Source organism: Rhodococcus sp. H36-A4 (genome assembly GCF_027158005.1).
GTDB lineage: Bacteria > Actinomycetota > Actinomycetes > Mycobacteriales > Mycobacteriaceae > Rhodococcoides.
The window spans coordinates 93,066-112,426 of record NZ_JAPVLQ010000004.1; the positions used below are offsets into that span (position 1 = coordinate 93,066).

Below are 19,361 nucleotides of genomic sequence, written 5' to 3' on the forward strand. Positions count from 1 at the left end.
TTCAGGACATCAGCAAGGTCATGGGATCGACGAAGCCGCAGCTCACTGGTGATCATCCGCTTCACGCGCAGCGCGGTCAGCTGCGCAGCACGGTCAGCGAATCGTCATCTGGCCGCCGTCGATGTTCCACGACTGCCCGGTGATCCACCGTCCCTTGTCGCTGGCCAGGAATGCCACGGCAAACGCAATTTCTTGCGGGGTGCCGGCGCGGCCCAGCGGCACTCGCTCCGCGATCAGCACGTCCCACTGGTCGGCCGTCAGATCGTCCAGACGTGAAGTAGACACGATCCCCGGGCACAGCGCATTGACCCGAATCTGGTCATTTCCCAATTCCTTGGCCATCGACGAGGTCAGGGACTGCACCGCGGCCTTCGAGGCAGAGTATGCCGCCGCGTTGGCACCGCTGATCTTGCCGGCAAGGGAGGAGATATTGACGATGGAGCCGCCGCGCCCCTGCGCAACGAATTGGCGAGCGAATGCCCTGCTCATCAAGAAGGTCCCGCGCACGTTCACCCGCATCACGAAGTCCCAGATGTCCGCCGCCAGGTCCGTGACCGGGACGCGGTCCCCAGCGCGAGCGGCCGCGGCGTTGTTCACGAGGATGTCGGCTCTGCCGAACTCCGCCACCACCCTATCCCGCAACCCGTCGACTGCGGCCTCGTCGGAAACATCCAGTACCGCGGTGAGCGCGCGGACCCCGAGGCTCCGCGCCTCCCCGGCCACCGACTCGATGTCGCGCCATCCGCTGGCCCGTTCCTCTTCCGTGTACCGGTCGGGAGTGCGCCCCGTGCCCGTGAGCACCAGATCGCAACCCTCGCGCGCGAGCTCCATCGCGATGGAGCGGCCAATGGATCTTTCGCGGCCTGCACCCGAAATCACCGCCACCTTGCCCGCGAGCCCGCTCGCCTGCACGCCGCTCGTCATAGCCGCTCGATAATCGCGGCGCTGGCCATGGCTCCGCCCGCGCAGACGGCGATCAACCCGAACTGCTGATCGCGAAGCTCGAGCTCGTCGATTATCGCCGCGATCAACCTGATGCCGGTCGAGCCCACCGGATGGCCCAGCGCGATTGCGCCGCCGTTGACATTGAGCTTGTCCGGGTCCACCGCGTGCATCTGCGCCATCGACATGGGAACCGAGGCGAAGGCCTCGTTGACCTCGACAAGATCCATGTCGGACATGCTCATCCGGGCCCGATCGAGCACGCGCTGGGCAGCTTGCACAGGCCCGTCCAGCAGGAACTCGGGCTCGGCACCGATCAGGCATTGGCTCACCATGCGGGCGCGCGGACGAAGTCCGAGGTGCCGGGCGCGGGACTCGTCCATCAGGATCGCCGCAGTTGCACCATCCGAGATCTGCGAGGCGGTGCCTGCGGTGTGCAGTCCACCGTCGATCACCGGACGCAACGAGGACAGTGCGTCCATGGAGGTTTCTCGCAAGCCCTGGTCGCGATCGATGACAGCGGAGCCGTCGGGCCCGGGCACTGTAATCGGAATGATCTGACGATGAAAGCGATTCTCGCTCCACGCCGCAGCCGCGCGCTGCTGCGAACGCAGCCCGAACAAGTCCAAATCTTCACGGGCGAAGGAGCGCCGGCGCGCGATCCTGTCGGCACCGACGAACTGATTCGGAACGTCCAGCGTCCAGTCGGCTGGCTTCGGCCCGCCGAGACCCTCGGGGATGTTCGACAGCAGCGGCACCCGCGACATCATCTCGACCCCGCACGCCATACCCACGTCTATTGCGCCCAGCGCGATTTGACCGGCGATCAGGTGCGCGGCCTGTTGGCCCGAGCCGCATTGGGAATCAATGGTGGTTGCGCCGGTCTGCTCGGATAGCCCGGCATTGAGCCAGGCCGTGCGGGTCACATTGGAGGCCTGCTCACCAGCTTGGGTGACGCAGCCACCGATAGCCTGCTCCACCAGTTCGGATTCGACACCGACGCGCTCCAGCGCCGCACGTTGAACCTGACCGAGCAGTTGTGCCGCGTGCAAGCTGGACAGCGAACCGCCGCGTTTGCCACTGGGTGATCGGGCAGCATCGACAATTACGGGGGTGCCCATCAGGCCTCCTATCAATGATGAAAGCAGGGGCGCTTGCATCAACGGCGACTGTAACCACGGCGAAGGGCGCGCCATCGTGCCGATCTCGCTGGACGAGACACGGAGCCTCCCGCCGCGCTCGGAGTCTCGTCCGAGCTACTCGTCCAGTACGAGGCAGAAACCGCTGAAAAATAGTGTCGCCATCAGCTCGGAGAACTCTGCCAGAGTGTATTGCTTTCGGTCCGGCCAATGCGTGGTCGACCACAGGGTGTCTCGCACGGTCCGATAGAAGATTTCCGGTGCGATATCGACCCGGAACGCGCCCTCTTGCGTGCCCCGCCTGATCGCCTCGAGCCAGTGCTCGCGGATCCCTCGTGACGCACGGTCTACCGGTTCCAGTAGTTCGTGTTCACGAAGATAATTTCGATCGTTCTGGTAAATCGCGGTCGCGTACGGATGCAGCTCTATCACCGTAAGCGTCTCCCGGATCAACCCCCGAACGATCTCGACGGGACTCGATGCCGTCGCCTCGATCAGTTGGAACCTCGCTGCGATATCACCCATCAAATCAGCGAGTAATTCGGCCACGATCGCGTTCTTGGACTTGAAGTAGTGGTAGAGGCTCCCTGAGAAGACTCCGGCCGCCTCACCGATATCGCGCACTGTGGTCCCCGCGACGCCCTTCCTGGCGAATAACTCCGCCGAACTATCGAGGATCTGCGCCCTGCGGTCCGGGGTAGTTGTTGTCACGTCATCACTTCTTGTCTGTTGTCGGACTCAATCACGCCGATGCCTCGGCGTCATGAATTCTTGGTCCCTAGTACCAGCGAGATGCCCCCTGGCAGTGGCCGTGCACAGCATCATCACGACTTCGGCCGCAAGAACTCCGTGGCTAGGTAAATCACCCCTCGCTAGCCTGCGACGTGGGCTCAGCGTAACCGACTGGACGGGCTGATCTGCCCCGCGGGCCCCTCGCTCGGACCATTGTTTTCATTTCCAAGAGGCGCTGATACTCTGAAAATCAAGCGCTTGCTCAAGTATGGAACTGCGGAGGGCATCAGTGGAAAATTTGGAAAAACAATTCGCCGACTTCATCGGGATGGAAGCCGAGCCGCCCCGTGTGGCTCGCTATGACGTCAATGCCGCCATGATCCGCAACTGGGCCGAGGCTCACGACGACTACAACCCGATCTACGTCGACCCTGAGGCTGCGCGCGCAACCGGCCGTAGGGATGTCATCTGTCCACCCGCGATGATCTCCACCTGGGTCATGTCCGGATACCGCCGCTACCGCGAGGTGCAGCGTCTGCGCGCGGAAGGCGCGATCGAGGACTTCGCCTACTCGCGATTGCTCGCCTTGCTCGACGACGCCGGTTTCACCTCGGTGGTAGCTACCAACGTCGAGCAGGAGTACTTCGCAGAGCTGCACCCAGGCGATCACGTGACGGCCTACTTCACTATCGAATCGATCTCGCCGTTCAAAAAGACGGGCCTCGGGCATGGATGCTTCATCACTCTGCTGAAGAACTACGTCAATGATGTCGGCGACACGCTGGTAGAGGAGCGGTTCCGACTGCTCCGTTTCAACCCCAACAGTCAGGAGACCCACTCGTGAGCGAAAGCACCGAACAGGATCGGCACACCTCGGTCCCCCGCTTGACCGTGACGCAAGACAACGACTTCTTCTTCACCGCGGCCAAGGAAGGTCGACTGGAGATCCAGCGTTGCGCCGACTGCCAGACGCTGCGCCACCCCCCAGCCCCGGCATGCCCAGCGTGCCGGTCATTCGAGTGGGACACCGTGGAGTCGACGCGTAAATGCACGCTGCACAGCTTCACAGTGCTGCACCACCCGAAGGACCCCGCGTTCGAGTACCCACTGGCCGTCGGGTTGGTGGATCTCGAGGAGGGCACACGGCTGGTTGCCGATATCGCCGGCATCGACCACGACGAACTCGAGTTCGGTATGGACCTCGAGGTCGCGTTCTCCGAGCACGCGCACGGGGAGATCCTGCCGCAGTTGCGCCGCCGCAGCGCAGCCGGTCTCGACGGGGAGGCCCAGTCATGAGCATGCCAAGGTGCCAGGTCGGCTACCAGCTGCCCGAGCTCGATCTTCCGCTGGACCGGACGCTGATCGTCGCGGCCGCGATGGCCTCGCAGGACTACGAGGATGTCCACCACAACCCGGGCGCGGCCCAGGGGCGCGGCACCCCCGACATCTTCATGAGCATCAACTCCACGAACGGGTTCATCGACCGGTACATCACCGACTGGTCCGGGCCCGCCTCCCGCATCAAGAGGACTTCCCTGCGCCTGGGCGTGCCGAACTTCCCCGGCGACACCATGACGTTCACCGGCGAGGTCACCGCGGTCGACGGCGACGCAGTGACCGTCAAGGTGATCGGTAGCAACGCGCGGGGCCCCCATGTGACCGCCACGGTGACCGTGGAGCCGACCCCACAACAAGGAGAGATCACATGACCCGCGGATTCTCAGGCGCCGCCGCCATCGCCGGCATCGGCGCGACCGAGTTCTCCAAGAACTCCGGACGCAGTGAGTGGCAGCTGGCCTGCGAGTCGGTCGTCGCCGCACTCGCGGACGCACAGATCGGAATCGAGGAGGTCGACGGATTCTCCCTTTTCACCATGGAGAACAACCCCGAGATCGCCGTCGCCCGCGCGCTCGGCATTCCTCAGCTCAAGTTCTTCAGCCGCATCCCGCACGGCGGTGGTGGCGCGTGTGCGCCCGTGCAGCAGGCCGCGCTCGCGGTCGCGACCGGGGTGGCCGACGTCGTCGTGGTGTACCGCGCGATGAACGAACGGTCGGGACACCGATTCGGCCAAGGCCCGCCCGCCTTCGCGTACAACCAGAACACGGACCAGGAGTACCGCAACTGGATCAATCCCTACGGATTACTCACCCCTGCCCAGCAGGAAGCGTTCCTGGCCAAGCTGTATATGCACAAGTACGGTGCCACCAGCGCGGACTTCGGGGCGATCTCGGTTCTCTCGCGCAAGCACGCGGCGAACAATCCAAAGGCCTGGTTCCACGAGCGGCCCATCACCATCGAGGACCATCAGAACTCGCGCCTGATCGCCGATCCGATCCGGCTGCTCGATTGCTGCCAGGAGTCCGACGGTGGCGTTGCGCTGGTCATCGTCAGCGCTGAGCGTGCGCGCGACCTGCCGCACAAGCCCGCCATGATCACGGGCGCGGCGCAGGGCGTAGGCCCGCAACAGATCTCGATGAGCAGCTACTACCGTGACGACATCGACTCCATGCCGGAAGTCGAACTCGTCGCCCAGCAGCTCTGGAGCCAGTCCGGCCTCAGCCCCGCCGAGATCGACGCCGCGATCCTCTACGACGCCTTCACTCCCATGGTGCTGCTCCAGCTCGAAGAGTATGGCTTCTGCGGCAAGGGCGAGGCGAAGGACTTCATTGCCGACGGAAACCTCGAACTTGGTGGCCGCCTGCCGATCAATACCAACGGTGGCCAGCTCGGCGAGGGCTATATCCACGGCGTCAACGGCATCGCGGAGGGCGTGCGCCTGATCCGCGGCACATCTGTGAACCAGCCCACCAAGACCTTGGACAACGTCCTGGTCACCGGCGGCTCCCCCGTGCCCCACAGCGCTCTCGTGCTCTCGGCCGACCGCTAGCACTTCCCACCTTCTTGTTTCACGATCAGCCATTTAGGAGTTCCCATGACCGACCGCATCACCTACGCCCGCGCGACCCACGGCGAGGAAGAGATCCAGGCAGTCGTCGACGTGCTGCGCAGTGGCCACCAGGGCCTGCGTATCGGTAAGAATGTCGCCGAGATGGAGCGCCGCATCGCGGAACTCAGCGGCAAGAAGTTCGGCGTGATGGTGAACTCGGGCTCCTCGGGCCTGTATGTCGCAGTCGAACTGCTGGACCTGCCCAAGGGCAGCGAGATCATCACCTCGCCCCTGACGTTCTCCACTGATATCGCGCCCATCGTTCGCGCCGGTATGGTCCCGGTCTTCGTGGACGTGGAGCCCAACACGGTCAACATCGACGTCAGCAAGATCGAGGCGATGATCACCGAGAAGACCGGTGCCATCCTGTTGCCGAACCTCGCCGGCAACTGTCCTGACTGGGACGCGATCCGCGAGATCGCCGATCGCCACGGCCTCAAGATCGTCGAGGATTGCTGCGACGCCATCGGCCCGACGCTCCGTGGCACCCCCACCGGCGCCCGCGCCGACATCAGTGTCACCAGCTTCTCGATGGCGCACATCATCACGTGCGCAGGCACCGGCGGCATGGTCCTGGTCGACGACGAGGCAAGCCGCGACAAGGCGCTGCTCCTGCGTCGTTGGGGCCGGCGCAGCGAACCGAACCTGTTCGGCAGCGGCAAGGATGTCGGCCGCGTCTTCCGCGAGCAGCTCGACGGTGTCGACTACGACAACGACTTCATTTTCGACGCCGTCATGCCTTGGAATTTCGAGCCCTCCGAGCTGGGTGCCGCGTACGGTGTCGTGCAGCTGGACAAGCTCGCCGACAACTACAAGACCCGTAAGGCAACCTGGGCCGCCTACACCGAGGCCTACAGCGCGTTCCCGAAGTTCTTCACCACGCCCGTCGAGCTCGAAGGCCTGGACACCGCGTGGCTCTGCTATCCGGTGATGATCAACGCCGACGCACCCTTCACTCGCAGCCAGATGCAGGAGGCCATCGAGGGCGACGGCATCGACACCCGCACCGTCTGGAGCGGCAACATCACTCGACACCCGATGATGAACAATATCGAGTTCCGTCAGCCCCCCGAGGGGTTGCCGGTGGCCGACGAGGTGTTCGCCCGCGGCATGACCTTGGGCATGAGCCACGGTCTCACCGATGAAGAGGTAGTTCGCATCGGTCAGAGCATCCACCGTTTCGCCTCGAAGTTCGAGTAAATGGTGGGCATGCGATTCGAGGGACGACGCGCGGTGGTCACCGGTTCCAGCCGCGGGATCGGCGCGGGCGTTGCGGAGCGGCTTGCCGCCGAGGGTGCCGACGTGGTTCTCGTCGCGCGCACTCTCGCGCCCGGCGGGCAGCTTCCTGGCAGCCTGGAGGAGACCACCGAACGGCTGCGCCGATACGGCGGCAGAGTCGAGATGGTCGTCGCCGACCTGACCGACCCCGAGGACCGCTCGCAGGTGATCACCAAGGCAGCCGAGTTGCTCGGCGGCCCGATCGACATTCTGGTCAACAATGCGGCAGCTGCGATCTACCAGCCGCTCGTGGACTACCCGCTGCGGCGCCGCCAACTCACGTTCGAAGCGAACGTGCACGCTCCGCTCGACCTGATGCAGGCTGCGATCCCCTCGATGGTCGAGGCCGGCGCAGGCTGGATCGTCAACGTCTCGAGCGCAACGGCCCGCCACCACGAGGGTCCGCCATTCGAACTGGTGCCCCCTGGCACTTCGATGGCGGTCTACGGCGCATCCAAAGCCGCCCTGAACCGGATCACGCACGGCATGGGCGCGGAGCTCTACGGCACGGGGGTGCGGGTCAATACTGTCCAGCCGCGTGCCGCCGTTCTCAGCGAGGGCGCCACCGCATTGGTCGGTGCCACTGTCCGTCCGGACCAGATCGAGGCCATCGAGGAGATGGTCGAGGGCGTTCTCGCGCTCTGTGACTGCGCCGCCGACGTGACGGGGCAAGTGTGCGTGAGCCTGGACCTGATCGACCAGTGGAACCTGACCACCCGCGGGCTGGACGGTAAGCCTTGGGACAACCCCGGACGGAACGTCTCGGATGAGCCTCGACGGAACGTCTTGAACAAAATTGAGGAGCTGTCATGACACCGGTGATCGTCGACCTTGCCAGGACCCCGTTCGGCAAGCGCAACGGTTGGATGTCCACGATCCACTCTGCCGAACTACTCGGCTTGGCGCAGCGCGGAGTGCTCGAGCGCACCGGGATCGATCCGGAGATCGTCGAGGAGGTCATCGGCGGCTGCGTTACCCCCCTGGGTGAGCAGTACGGCAACATCGCCCGCACCTCATGGCTGCACGCCGGTCTACCCCCGCATACCGGCGCGACCACAATCGACGCCCAGTGCAGCACCGCGCAGCGCGCTGTGCAGCTACTGGCTGGTCAAATCGCTGCCGGGGCAGCGGATGTGGGCGTCGCCTGCGGCGTCGAGCTGATGACCCGTGCACCGCTGACCGCCAAGGTCGGCACGGGCCTGGGCACGCCGCGGCCCGAATCCTGGTCGGTCGAGTATCCCGACCAGTACACGGGTGCGGACCGCATAGCCCGCAACCGCGGGTTCACACGAGAGGATCTCGACGCGTTCGGTCTGCGCTCGCAGCAGCTCGCGAAGGCGGCATGGGACGCGGGCCGGATCGATGCGCAGATCATCCCCGTCACGGTCCCGAGTCTCGAGCCGGGTCAGAAGCCGGTCCGCGTCACCCGCGACCAAGGTCTGCGCGATTCCACCCTGGAGGGGCTGGCACGCCTGCAACCCGTCCTCGATGGTGGCTTGCATACGGCGGGCAGTTCCTCGCAGATCTCCGACGGTGCCAGCGCTGCCCTGCTGATGTCCGCCGCGCGAGCTCGCGACCTCGGTGTGAAACCCAGGGCACGGATTGTTGCCCAGTGCATCATCGGAGGTGATCTGGAGTACTTGCTCGACGGCCCGATCGACGCAGGCCGCAAAGTGCTCGAGCGCAGTGGCATGACCATCGCCGATATCGACCTGTTCGAAATCAACGAGGCCTTCGCGTCGGTCCCGATGTCCTTCGCCCAGGTGCACGGCGTGAGCGAGGACCGGCTGAACGTCAACGGGGGCGCGATTGCGGTCGGTCACCCCGCCGGTGCGACTGGCATCCGGCTGCTCGCGACGGCACTCGACGAGCTCGAGCGCCGCGACGCATCCACGGCGATGGTGGCCATCTGCGCCTCCGCGTCGACAACCGCGCTCATTCTCGAGCGGATCTGAGGGGCACATCGTGGCATTAGCACTCGAAGAAGAACATCGGCACCTCGCCGACTCGGTGGCTGCGTTCTGCGTGCGCGCCGACGCCGTCGCGCACGGCCGCGCGAACACCGCCGGGCTTGCGGCCGGTGAGCGACCGGACACCTGGGATCATTTGGTGCAGCAGCGCCTGCATGCCATCCACTTATCCGAACAGAACGGCGGGGATGGGGCCGGTATCACCGAGTTGGCCGTCGTCGTCGAGCAGCTGGGCAAAGCCCTGTATCCGGGGCCGTTCCTGCCGACCGTGATCACGAGCGCCATTCTTACGCGCGCCCTTGGTTCCGCGGGGGATTCGGGAATTTCGGTTGGGCTGCTCGAAGAGTTTGCGGACGGCGCTACGGGCGCGACCGCCTTCGGCTCTGGATTGACCGCTGAGCGCACCGACGCCGGCTGGCTCGTGCACGGTGCGTCCGAGCCCACGCTGGGCCTGCCCGGTGCAACAATCGTGCTGGTCCGCGCACTCGACTCCGACGGTTCGTCGGTATGGTTCCGGCTGGTTTCGGGCGAGACTGCTGCTGTCACCGCCGAGGAAGGCGTCGACCTGACCCGTGCCATTGGGGTACTCACCCTCGACGGGCACGAGGTTGCGCAGGCCGACGTGCTGGGTGACATCACTGATGCGGATGCAGAGTGGTTGCGTAACACCCTGTTCGCTGCCGAAGCGAGTGGTATCGCGTCGTGGACGCTATCGACAGCCGTCGACTACGTGAAAACCCGTGAGCAGTTCGGCCAGGCCATCGGCACCTTCCAGGCCGTCCAGCACAAGTCCGCGATGATGCTGGTGCGGGCGGAGGTGGCGTGTGCTGCGGCATGGGATGCCGCCCGCGCACAGGAGCATGATGCCGACCAGCGTGCGCTCGTATCCGCGCAGGCGGTGGTCGCCGCGCTGGCGGCAGGCATCGACAACTCCCTCGAATGTGTGACGCTTCTGGGTGGGGTCGGCTTCACCTGGGAGCACGATGTGCACCTGTATTGGCGTCGCGCGATCAGCCTGGCCACCCTCGCCGGTTCCGATCAGATGTGGGCCAAGCGACTCGGCGGACTCGCTATCACCACGACACGGGACTTCTCCTTCATCGGAGCGGACACCTTGCCCGCACTCCGGGCAGAGGTAGCCGCCGTGCTCGACCAACTCGACGCACTGCCCGACGACGCTGTGCGCAGCGAGGGCTGGGCGCCGGAGCGTGGTGGCAGTCGGCGCGCTCTACTCGCCGACGCGGGCCTGGTGGCGCCTCACTACCCGAAGCCGTTCGGTCTCGGCGCAGGCCCGGAACAGCAGGCCGTCATCGCGCAGGAATTCGCGGTGCGCGGGCTGAAGCAACCGACAACCGTGATCGGTGAGTGGGTCTTGCCCACGATCCTCCAATACGGCAGCGCTGAGCAGCAGCAGAGGTTCGTTCATTCGACGCTGCGTGGCGAGATCGTCTGGTGTCAGTTGTTTTCCGAACCCGGCGCGGGTTCGGACCTTGCAGGGCTGTCCACCGCGGCCCGCAAAGTCGACGGTGGCTGGATTCTCTCGGGCCAGAAGGTATGGAATTCAATGGCTCACGAGGCCGACTGGGGCGTGTGCCTGGCGCGGACGGATCCGGATGCGCCCAAGCACAAGGGTATTTCGTACTTCCTGGTCGACATGCGCAGCACCGGTGTCGATGTGCGTCCACTTCGGCAGGCCACCGGGTTCTCCGAGTTCAACGAGGTCTTCCTCGACGAAGTCTTCGTGCCCGACGAGTGCCTGGTCTCCGAACCGGGCAAAGGGTGGCGCCTCGCGGTGACAACACTCTCGAACGAGCGGCTGAGCATGGGCGGAGCCCTGGACCACGGCTCGAGCAACCGCTTCCGCGATGTCTTGGCGAAGGGCGCGCACAGTTGCTCCCGTGAGGACGCCGTACGTGCCCTGGGTTACAGCACGAGCCGCGAGCTCGCGCTGTCTGCGCTCAATCTGCGCGGTGTGTTGGCTCGGCTTTCCGGTCAGAGTCCTGGGGCGGAGATCAGCGTCGCCAAGGTCTACAACGCACTCGCCCAGCGCGAGGGTTCGCGGGAACTGCTTCGGCTGCTGGGCCCACAGGCTGCGGTCCTGGATCCGGACGCCGACCACGTGATCGACCACATCGGTCTGCCCGCCGTCCTTTTCGGCGGTGGCACCGTGGAGATCCAGCTCAATGTGATCTCACAACGAGTGCTGGGTTTGCCACGCTGACGACCCACCCTTCACAAACCCCATGAAAACTCCGTAGAAATTCCTGAACAGGAGACACCTACATGTACTTGGACTTGTCCGACAACTCGAAGGCCCTCCGCGCGGAGCTGCGCGCGTACTTCGCCGAAAACATCAACGAACAGGACCGCCGCGACCTGGTCACACAGACGGAGGGCGGACCGACCTTCGATCGCATTCTGCGCAAGATGGGTGCCGACGGCTGGCTCGGCCTCGGCTGGCCCGAGGAGTTCGGCGGCCGGGGCGAGGACCCCGAGGCGCTCTACGTCTTCTACGACGAGGTCGTGCGCGCGAACGCCCCGCTGTCGCTTGTCACGCTGAACACGGTCGGCCCCGCGCTGATCAAGAACGGCACCCAGCAGCAGAAGGACTTCTTCCTGCCGCCGATCCTGGCGGGCGAGCTCATCTTCGCGATCGGCTACACCGAGCCCAACGCGGGGACCGACCTCGCGGCTCTGGAGACCCGGGCGCGAGTCGAGGGCGACGAACTGGTCATCAACGGCAACAAGATCTACACCAGTGCCGGAGTGTTCGCCGACTGGGTGTGGCTGGCCGTGCGAACCGACCCCGACGCGCCCCGACACAAGGGCATCTCCGTGGTGCTTGTCCCCACCAGCGCACCCGGGTTCTCGGTCACCGAGATCCACACCGTCGGTGGCATCAGCACCTCCGCCACTTACTACGAGGATGTGCGAGTGCCGCTGTCCAACGTGGTGGGCGAGCTGAACCAGGGTTGGGGTCTGATCACCAACCAGCTCAACCACGAGCGGGTGGCACTGGCCGCGCGCGGCGGCATCGCCAACGAGATGTTCGCCGAGGTCCTCGAGTGGGCTAAGGCCGAGCCCGCCGGCGAAGGCGTCGTCTTCGATATCTCCTGGGTGCGCGACAAGATGGCCGAGGTGTATGCGCTGCTCAGCGCCGCGGACCTGATGAACCTGCGCCTCGTCGCGGACGTAGCCTCGAACACCTTGGGCGGCGGCGACTCCGCGGCCGCCAAGGTCTTCGGTACCGAGGGCGTAGTCAGCGCCTACGGCATGCTGCAGGAGGTCCTTGGTGCCAAGGGTCTGCTGCGCCCCGGCACCCCGGGCGCGGCCCTCGAGGGCCGCGTCGAGCAACTCGGCCGGCGTGCGCAAAACAACACCTTCGGCGGCGGCACCAACGAGGTCATGCGGGAGATCGTCGCGGGCAAGACCCTCGGCATGACGATGGGTGCGCGTCGCCGCCCCGACGCCGCCAAGACCGACGCCACCAAGACGACAACGGGAGCGAAGTAACATGGAATTCGAATTCAATGAGGAATTGTCCGACGTCCGCGGCCTGGCAGATCAGATCTTCTCCGCCCAGGCCGATGTGACGCACCTGCGGACGGTGGAGCAGAGCGGCGGCCACGACGCCAAGTTGTGGAAGAGCCTTGCGGACTCCGACCTACTGGGCATCGCGTTGCCCGAAGAAGCTGGCGGTGCCGGCATGGGCATGCTCGGGCTGATGGCCGTGCTGGAGCAGCAGGGTCGCCGCGTGGCGTCCGTGCCCCTCTGGTCTTCGATCGCCGGCGCGGCGCTGCCCATTGCCGAGTTCGGCAGCCCCGAGCAGATGTCGGCCTGGCTGCCGGGTCTGATCGAGGGCTCACACATCGTGACCGGCGCGCTCGAGACGGGTTTCGGATCCGACATCCCCGTGCGCGCCGAGGCCGATGGCGACGGCTGGCGCCTGCACGGTGAGATCGCGTCAGTGCCTGCCGCCGACGTGGCCGCAGCGCTGCTGGTGCCGGTCCGACTACCCGACGGCGGCGTCGCCGTTGTGCTGGTGCGCACCGACGCCGACGGCCTGGCCCGCACCCCGCTCAGCGTCACCAGCTACGAGAGCAGCGCAGCGGTGAGCTTCGACGGCGTCTCCGTGGCCGCCGGCGGCGTTCTTCCCGGCGACGGCGCGCAGATCCTGGCGTGGACGGTCCGCCGTGCACGGGTCGCACTCGCGTCGATCGCCATTGGTGTGTGTTCGGAGGCGCTCGCGCAGACCGCGGCCTACACCTCGCAGCGGGTCCAGTTCGGTCGTCCGCTTTCGACGAACCAGGCCGTCGCCGTGCGCGCCGCAGATGCTTATCTCGACACCGAGAGCATCCGACTCACTACCCAGCGCGCCGCCTGGCTGATGGACCTCGGCAAGGAGGACGAGGCGGAGGCCGCGGCCCTCGTCGCGAAGTACTGGGCCTCGAAGGGCGGCTTGCGTGCCGTACACGCCACCCAACACCTGCATGGCGGCATGGGCGCGGACATCAGCTACCCGATCCACCGCTACTTCCTGTGGGGCCGGCAGATCGCGTTCAGCCTCGGCAGCGCGGGAGCCATCGGCACCGAGCTGGGCGACGCGTTGGAGAAGGGCGCGTCGATCGGCTCGCCTGAGTGACCAGGCCCGAGAACCTCGCGGTGCGCGTGCTGCGCGCACCGCGAGGCCTCCCCCAGCCGGGGGATTTTCAGGTCGAGCCAGTGGAGACAAGCACACCCCGGGACGGCGAAGTCGTCTTCCGGGCGTGCTATCTCTCTATCGACCCCAGCGCGCGCCGCCGGCTACCCGCCGCAGATTCCGGGCCTGGCCCCCTCGGCCAGATCGCTCGGGTCGGCGATGTGGTGCTCGCCGGCGTAGTGCCGCCGCGCAACGGCCTCGACGGCGCCCTGGTAGGAGAGGTCGTAGAGTCGCGCGACCCGCGATTCCGGCCTGGCGACCTGGTGCGCGGTGGAAACTCTTGGCAGACCTACCACACCGTGGCCGGCGACCTGCTGGACAAGCTGACTCCCGTCCCCGGCTTCCGGCTGGCTGCCGAGCTCGGCGTGTTGGGGCGGCCAGGATTCGTGGCGTACTGCGGACTCGAGTTCGCCGCCACCGTCCGGCCCAACGCCACGGTGCTCGTCTCCGCGGCCGGCGGCGCCGTCGGCATGGTGGCCGGCCAGCTGGCCGCGCTGGCCGGCGCCCGTGTCGTCGGCATCGCCAGCGGGGACAAGCCCGGCTATGTGGTGCGCGAGCTCGGCTTCGCGGACTGCGTCGACCGGTCCGCCGAGACCATCCCAGAAGGCCTCGACCGAGCGTGCCCCGACGGCGTCGACCTGTACTTCGACAATATCGGCGGCCCCGCCTTCGACCGCGTCTTCGAGCGCCTCAACGACTTCGGCCAGGTCGTGATCTGCGGCATGGCCAGCGAGTACAACGCTGCCGAGGCAGAGCACGGTCCCGCGCTGCGGCCGGTGCTGCGCAAGCGCCTGCGAATCCAGGGATTCGTGGTGCACGACCACTACGACCAATACCCGATCTACCGCGAGCTGGCCCTCGGCCACATCGCAGCGGGCCGGCTGCGGTATCGCGAGGACGTGATCGCCGGCATCGAGAACGCCCCACGTGCCCTCGCGGACGTCCTGACGGGCCGCAGCCAGGGCAAGCAGCTGATTCAGATCGGCGAGCTCCCCGACGCGCTGCGGCAGTGAGACTTCCTGGAAACATCGTTTACCGCCAACCACATAACTGAGAGGTGTGCATCTCGTGAGCTCAACACAGGAAAACAAGCCCGGACTCGCGCTAGTCAGCGGAGCCAGCCGCGGCATCGGCAGGGCCATCGCCCGGCGCTTCGCCGCCGAGGGGATCGCCGTGGCCGCGGTGTCCCGCACCCTACGGGCGGGCGACGGCGCGCTGCAGGGCTCACTCGAGGAGACAGTGGAGTTGATCACCGCCAGCGGCGGCCATGCCGCGGCTTTCGCCGTCGACCTCGGCAACCCGGACCTCGACCGCACCGCCCTGATCGAGAAGATCGAGGACAAGTTCGGCCGTCGGGTGGACGCCCTGGTCAACAACGTGGCCGCGGCCCGCCGCTACGACACGCTGTTCGCCGACATGTCACGCGAGTGGTTCCAGGACTCCGTCGAGACCAACCTGTGGAACACGTGGGACCTGATGAAGGCCGTGATCCCCGGCATGCGCGAGAGCGGCGCCGGCTGGGTCGTCAACATCTCCTCGCGCCAGGCCGGCCCCCGCGTCGGGCCGCCCTTCGCCTTCCACCCGCTGGCCGGCTCCGTGCTCTACGGCGGCACGAAGGCCATGCTCGACCGCATCAGCACCGGCTCCGCGATGGAGCTCTACGAGGACAACATCGCGGTGAGCTCGCTCGCCCCCAACCGCGGCGTCGCCACCGAGCACGCCGCCGGCGCGGTGCCGGGCTGGCCCTCCGAGCCCGAGGACACCATGGCCGAGGCCGCGCTGCTGCTCGCCAGCGAGAACCTGGACAAGGTAACCGGCCGCGTCGCCTACAGCCTCCCGCTGCTCGAGGAGTTCGGCCGCCCGGTCCAGGCCGTCGATGGCTCGGGCCTGCTCGAGGGCTGGCAGCCCGCGGACCTCGACGAGGAGGGATTCCTGCTGCCCTACCTGAACTTCAACCCCCCAGGTTCCGTCCCCGAGGGCCTGCTCGAGAAGGCCTAGCAGGGAGCTGACCCTAGCCCCAGAAAATTTGTTCAATCCTGGTGCCGCCCCATCCCTGGCGGCGAGCGCCACAATCATCTTGGAGAGTGCACGTTGGAAACATTCACCGAAATCGTCCGGCTTCGCGCCGAAGACGACAAGGTCGGGCTCCGGTTCGAGGAACAGTCGTGGACATGGCGCGAGGTCGTCCAGGAAGGCGCCGACCGCGCAGCAGCCCTCGTGGGTCTCGTCTCGCCCGCGCCGGCTGACCGCCAAATCCACATCGGCGTGCTCCTGGAGAACGTGCCGGACTTCGCCTTCTGGCTCGCCGCGGGGCCGCTCGCCGGCGCGGCCGTCGTCGGCATCAACGCCAGCCGCAGCGGGCCCGAGTTGGCGCACGACATCCAGCACGCCGACGTCGACATCATCATCACCGAGGACAAGCTCGCGCACCTGGTGGAGGGCACCGGACACGGTGTACCGCCGGAGCTGGTCCTCAATGTCGACCAGCCGTCCTACCTGGAAACGCTGGCCCCGTACCGGGGCGCAGGCCTGCCCGAATCCATCACGACGCCGGATCAGCTGGCATTGCTCCTATTCAGCTCAGGCTCGACCGGCGCGCCCAAAGCTGTCATCGTCGGCCAGGGCAGACTGGGCCGTCTGGCCGAGGTACTCGTCGACCGGGTGTCGATGCGCAGGGATTCGGTCACCTACTTGTGCATGCCGCTTTTCCACGGCAACGCCGTGATGATGAACCTCGCCGTCGCCATGCGAGTCGGCGCGACGGTGGGCATGACCAGAAAGTTCTCCGCCAGCAGGTTCGCCGACGATATCCACCGCTTCGGGGCAACCTACGTCAACTACGTCGGTCGGGCACTGTCCTACGTCCTCAGCCAGCCGGAGAATCCCCGCGACCGGACGGGCACCCTCGAGCTTGCCTTCGGCACCGAGGCCTCGGAAGCTGATGTCGCACGCTTCACCGAGCGGTTCGGTTGCGAGGTCATGGAGGGCTACGGGCTCAGCGAAGGAGTGTTCCGCCTTGGTCGCACTCCCGATTCCCCGGCCTATTCTTTGGGTATTCCTCAAGGCGACCTCGATATCCGGGTGCTCGATGAGCAGACCGGGGAGGAGTGCCCGCGGGCGGAGTTCGACAAGAGCGGCCGGCTCACCAATCCCGCGGCGGTAGGCCAGATGGTCGCCGTCGGCCTTGCCCACACGTTCGAGGGCTACTACAAAAACCCCGAGGCGATGAGCGACCGCGTCCGAGGCGAGGATTTCTGGTCCGGTGACCTGGGCTACCGAGACGCGGCGGGGTACTTCTATTTCGCCGGACGGTCCTCGGATTGGCTACGGGTCGATAGCGAGAACTTCTCCGCAGCACCAGTGGAGCGAGTTCTTCAGCGCGTCCCCGGTGTTGCTGCGGCACCCGTATTCGCGGTGCCCGACCCCAGCACGGGTGATCAAGTGATGTGCGCGGTGGAGATGGCCGCGGGCGAGCAGTTCGATGCCGCGGACTTCGGAGCGTTTCTCGCAGAGCAGCCGGAGATGGGTGTCAAGTGGTGGCCCACCTATGTGCGGGTGATCGTCCAGATCCCGTTGACCGGCAGCGGCAAGGTCAACAAGGCACCGCTTCGCAGTGCCGCGTGGAACACCCACGACCCCGTCTACATCCGGGTCGGCAAGACCAGCTCCTACGGCAAACTCGATGACGTTCAGCGGGCAGCTATCGAGGCCGATTTCCTCAGCCACGGCCGCGCCGCACTCTTGCCTGCCCACCTACCCGAAGCCGCGCCATCAAAGAACTGACATAGTCGCAGGTGGAGCGGGGCATCGTCGGACAGCCCCGCTCGACAGCCGAATCCGCCAAACAGCGTTGCGCACGTAGTGACCTTGTCGAATCGTTGAAATCCGAAGGAAACTGATGAAGGTTTTGATTATCGGCGGTACCGGCATGATCGGTACCGCCACCGCCGCACACCTGCGCGAGCAGGGCGACGACGTGACAGTGGCCGCGCGCACCGCACCCGCGCCCGGCACTGTGGCCAGCGAATTCCCTACCCTGCTCGGCGACTACAGCGAGGGCGGCTTCACCGCCTCGGACCTCGCCCAGTTCGAGGGCATCGTCTTCGCCGCGGGCAACGACATCCGACACATCCCCGCAGACGCCGACCGTGCCGAGTTCTGGGAGAAGATGCAGATCGGTGGCGTGCCGCGGTTCGCCGCACTAGCCAAAAAGGCGGGCGTCCCGAACTTCGTCCAACTCGGTAGCTACTACCACCAGGTCCTACCGAAGCTAGTCGAGACCGACGACTACGTCCGCGCCCGCGCGCTGGCCGACGAGCGCGCCCGAGCTCTCGGCGACGACCAGTTCACCGTCTCCACCCTCAACGCGCCCAACATCCTCGGCGTAACCCCCGGCCCCTCGATGGCACGCATCGGCCGATTCCTCGATTGGGCCGACGGCAAAAAGCCCGAGATCCCGAACTTCACCCCCGCGGGCGGCACCAACTACATGTCGGTGCGCTCACTCGCCGAGGCGGTCGGGGGTGCGCTGCGCAACGCCCAGACCGGCACGGCGTATCTGCTGGGCGACGCGAACCTCGCCTTCCGCGAGTACTTCCAGATGATTTTCGACGCGGCGGGCAGCACCATCACGCTCGTCGCGCGCGATGAGGAGCACCCGATGCTGCCCGACGCGTTCATCGTGCAGGGCCGCGGCAACACGATCTCCTACGAGACGGATCCGGTCCAGACCGCGGCGCTCGGCTACACCCAGGGCGACGCCCCCCGCGCGATCGCAGAAATGGTCGCCCAGACCCGCGCGGGCCTGGCATGACCGATACCGACGCGTTGCTCGGGCCGCTGCTCATCGGCAAGTCGGCCATCGTTACCGGTGGGGCACAAGGAATCGGGGCCGCAATCAGCCGGCTGTTCGCCGCGCACGGGGCGGCGGTGGTGGTGGTCGACAACGATGTTGCGGCCGCCGAATTGGCCCGCGAAGTGCCCGCCATCACGGCCGTCATCGCGGACGCCACCGACCCGGCCGTGGCGCTCGATCTCGCCGCGCATCAGCCGGACATTCTCGTCAACAACGTCGGCCACTTCCTGCGGCCCCCGATCACCTTCGTCGAGGCCGACCCCAGCGAGTGGGTCCAGCTCGGTGAGATCAATCTCGGCCACGCCATGCGCGCTACACACGCGGTACTGCCGGGCATGATCGAGCGTGCACGAGGCGGGTCCATCATCAACCTGACCACCGTCGAAGCACACCGCGGCATCCCTGGCCACACCGTGTACGCCACCTACAAGGCGGCGCTGCGGCACTTCACCCGCAGCCTCGCACTGGAGGTGGGCCCTCATGGCATCCGGGTCAACAACATTGCGCCCGACCTCATCGAAACCCCGCAGGTGCCCTACACGAAGTTGGTCGCCGAACAGGATCGGCACCGCTGGCCCCGGTGGGCCCCACTGGGCGGCCCGGGTACCCCGCACGACGTTGCGGGGCCCGCACTGTTTCTGGCATCGGAGATGTCCCGGTACGTCACGGGCACCACCCTGCACGTCGATGGCGGCAGCGATGCCGCTGGTGGCTGGTTCGCGCGGCCGAACGGGACATGGACCAATCGGCCGCTGGACCCCTGATCCCCGGAGCTAGTTCCGCCGAGGCAAGTCGCTCC

At 66.4% G+C, this 19,361-nt stretch carries 18 protein-coding genes; 15 read left to right on the forward strand and 3 right to left on the reverse strand.

Annotation, left to right across the window (positions count from 1 at the left end):
- Positions 1 to 93: 93 nt before the first annotated feature.
- From O1W68_RS12300 to O1W68_RS12310, 3 genes are all read right to left on the reverse strand, one after another.
- On the reverse strand, positions 94 to 924 hold the full coding sequence (locus O1W68_RS12300; protein WP_269303909.1) for an SDR family NAD(P)-dependent oxidoreductase: 831 nt from the start codon (positions 922 to 924) through the stop codon (positions 94 to 96).
- Positions 921 to 2,063: a steroid 3-ketoacyl-CoA thiolase gene (locus O1W68_RS12305; protein WP_269303911.1), complete on the reverse strand. Its 1,143-nt coding sequence runs from the start codon at positions 2,061 to 2,063 to the stop codon at positions 921 to 923. Before O1W68_RS12305 ends, O1W68_RS12300 begins: the two co-directional genes overlap by 4 nt.
- 135 nt (positions 2,064 to 2,198) lie before the next feature.
- On the reverse strand, positions 2,199 to 2,792 hold the full coding sequence (locus O1W68_RS12310; RefSeq protein WP_269303913.1) for a TetR/AcrR family transcriptional regulator: 594 nt from the start codon (positions 2,790 to 2,792) through the stop codon (positions 2,199 to 2,201).
- A gap of 349 nt (positions 2,793 to 3,141) precedes the next feature.
- On the opposite strand from O1W68_RS12310, the gene O1W68_RS12315 reads away from it, so the two are divergent.
- The 15 genes from O1W68_RS12315 (at position 3,142) to O1W68_RS12385 (ending at position 19,326) form a co-directional block, all read left to right on the forward strand.
- Positions 3,142 to 3,657, forward strand: a complete 516-nt coding sequence (locus O1W68_RS12315) for an FAS1-like dehydratase domain-containing protein (RefSeq protein WP_442972365.1) — start codon at positions 3,142 to 3,144, stop codon at positions 3,655 to 3,657.
- Complete coding sequence (locus tag O1W68_RS12320) at positions 3,654 to 4,109, forward strand: Zn-ribbon domain-containing OB-fold protein (protein WP_269303917.1); 456 nt, start codon at positions 3,654 to 3,656, stop codon at positions 4,107 to 4,109. The genes O1W68_RS12315 and O1W68_RS12320 overlap by 4 nt, the downstream gene beginning before the upstream one ends.
- Entirely contained in the window at positions 4,106 to 4,522 is a 417-nt protein-coding gene (locus tag O1W68_RS12325; protein ID WP_269303919.1) for an acyl dehydratase, read from the forward strand. The genes O1W68_RS12320 and O1W68_RS12325 overlap by 4 nt, the downstream gene beginning before the upstream one ends.
- Positions 4,519 to 5,700: a lipid-transfer protein gene (locus tag O1W68_RS12330; RefSeq protein ID WP_269303921.1), complete on the forward strand. Its 1,182-nt coding sequence runs from the start codon at positions 4,519 to 4,521 to the stop codon at positions 5,698 to 5,700. The genes O1W68_RS12325 and O1W68_RS12330 overlap by 4 nt, the downstream gene beginning before the upstream one ends.
- 45 nt (positions 5,701 to 5,745) lie before the next feature.
- Positions 5,746 to 6,960 (forward strand): DegT/DnrJ/EryC1/StrS family aminotransferase, encoded by a 1,215-nt coding sequence (locus O1W68_RS12335; protein ID WP_269303923.1) that lies wholly within the window; start codon positions 5,746 to 5,748, stop codon positions 6,958 to 6,960.
- Between the two features lie 9 nt (positions 6,961 to 6,969).
- Positions 6,970 to 7,851, forward strand: coding sequence for an SDR family NAD(P)-dependent oxidoreductase (locus O1W68_RS12340; protein WP_442972350.1), 882 nt, complete (start codon positions 6,970 to 6,972; stop codon positions 7,849 to 7,851).
- On the forward strand, positions 7,848 to 8,993 hold the full coding sequence (locus O1W68_RS12345) for a steroid 3-ketoacyl-CoA thiolase (protein WP_269303925.1): 1,146 nt from the start codon (positions 7,848 to 7,850) through the stop codon (positions 8,991 to 8,993). Before O1W68_RS12340 ends, O1W68_RS12345 begins: the two co-directional genes overlap by 4 nt.
- A 10-nt stretch (positions 8,994 to 9,003) precedes the next feature.
- Positions 9,004 to 11,229, forward strand: coding sequence for an acyl-CoA dehydrogenase (locus O1W68_RS12350; protein WP_269303927.1), 2,226 nt, complete (start codon positions 9,004 to 9,006; stop codon positions 11,227 to 11,229).
- A 62-nt stretch (positions 11,230 to 11,291) separates the two neighbouring features.
- Positions 11,292 to 12,521 carry an acyl-CoA dehydrogenase family protein gene (locus O1W68_RS12355; RefSeq protein ID WP_269303929.1) on the forward strand — a complete coding sequence of 410 codons (1,230 nt, stop codon included), beginning with the start codon at positions 11,292 to 11,294 and terminating at the stop codon, positions 12,519 to 12,521.
- 1 nt (position 12,522) lies between these two features.
- Positions 12,523 to 13,650 carry an acyl-CoA dehydrogenase family protein gene (locus O1W68_RS12360; RefSeq protein ID WP_269303930.1) on the forward strand — a complete coding sequence of 376 codons (1,128 nt, stop codon included), beginning with the start codon at positions 12,523 to 12,525 and terminating at the stop codon, positions 13,648 to 13,650.
- Positions 13,647 to 14,720 (forward strand): MDR family NADP-dependent oxidoreductase, encoded by a 1,074-nt coding sequence (locus tag O1W68_RS12365; protein ID WP_269303932.1) that lies wholly within the window; start codon positions 13,647 to 13,649, stop codon positions 14,718 to 14,720. The genes O1W68_RS12360 and O1W68_RS12365 overlap by 4 nt, the downstream gene beginning before the upstream one ends.
- 55 nt (positions 14,721 to 14,775) lie before the next feature.
- A complete protein-coding gene (locus tag O1W68_RS12370) occupies positions 14,776 to 15,705 on the forward strand; it encodes an SDR family NAD(P)-dependent oxidoreductase (protein WP_269303934.1) in 930 nt (309 codons plus the stop codon).
- A gap of 93 nt (positions 15,706 to 15,798) precedes the next feature.
- A complete protein-coding gene (locus tag O1W68_RS12375; protein WP_269303936.1) occupies positions 15,799 to 17,490 on the forward strand; it encodes an AMP-binding protein in 1,692 nt (563 codons plus the stop codon).
- Between the two features lie 115 nt (positions 17,491 to 17,605).
- The gene (locus tag O1W68_RS12380; RefSeq protein WP_269303938.1) at positions 17,606 to 18,520 is read left to right on the forward strand and encodes an NAD-dependent epimerase/dehydratase family protein; all 915 of its coding nucleotides are present in this window, start codon (positions 17,606 to 17,608) and stop codon (positions 18,518 to 18,520) included.
- Positions 18,517 to 19,326, forward strand: coding sequence for an SDR family NAD(P)-dependent oxidoreductase (locus O1W68_RS12385; RefSeq protein ID WP_269303940.1), 810 nt, complete (start codon positions 18,517 to 18,519; stop codon positions 19,324 to 19,326). The genes O1W68_RS12380 and O1W68_RS12385 overlap by 4 nt, the downstream gene beginning before the upstream one ends.
- Positions 19,327 to 19,361 lie beyond the last annotated feature (35 nt).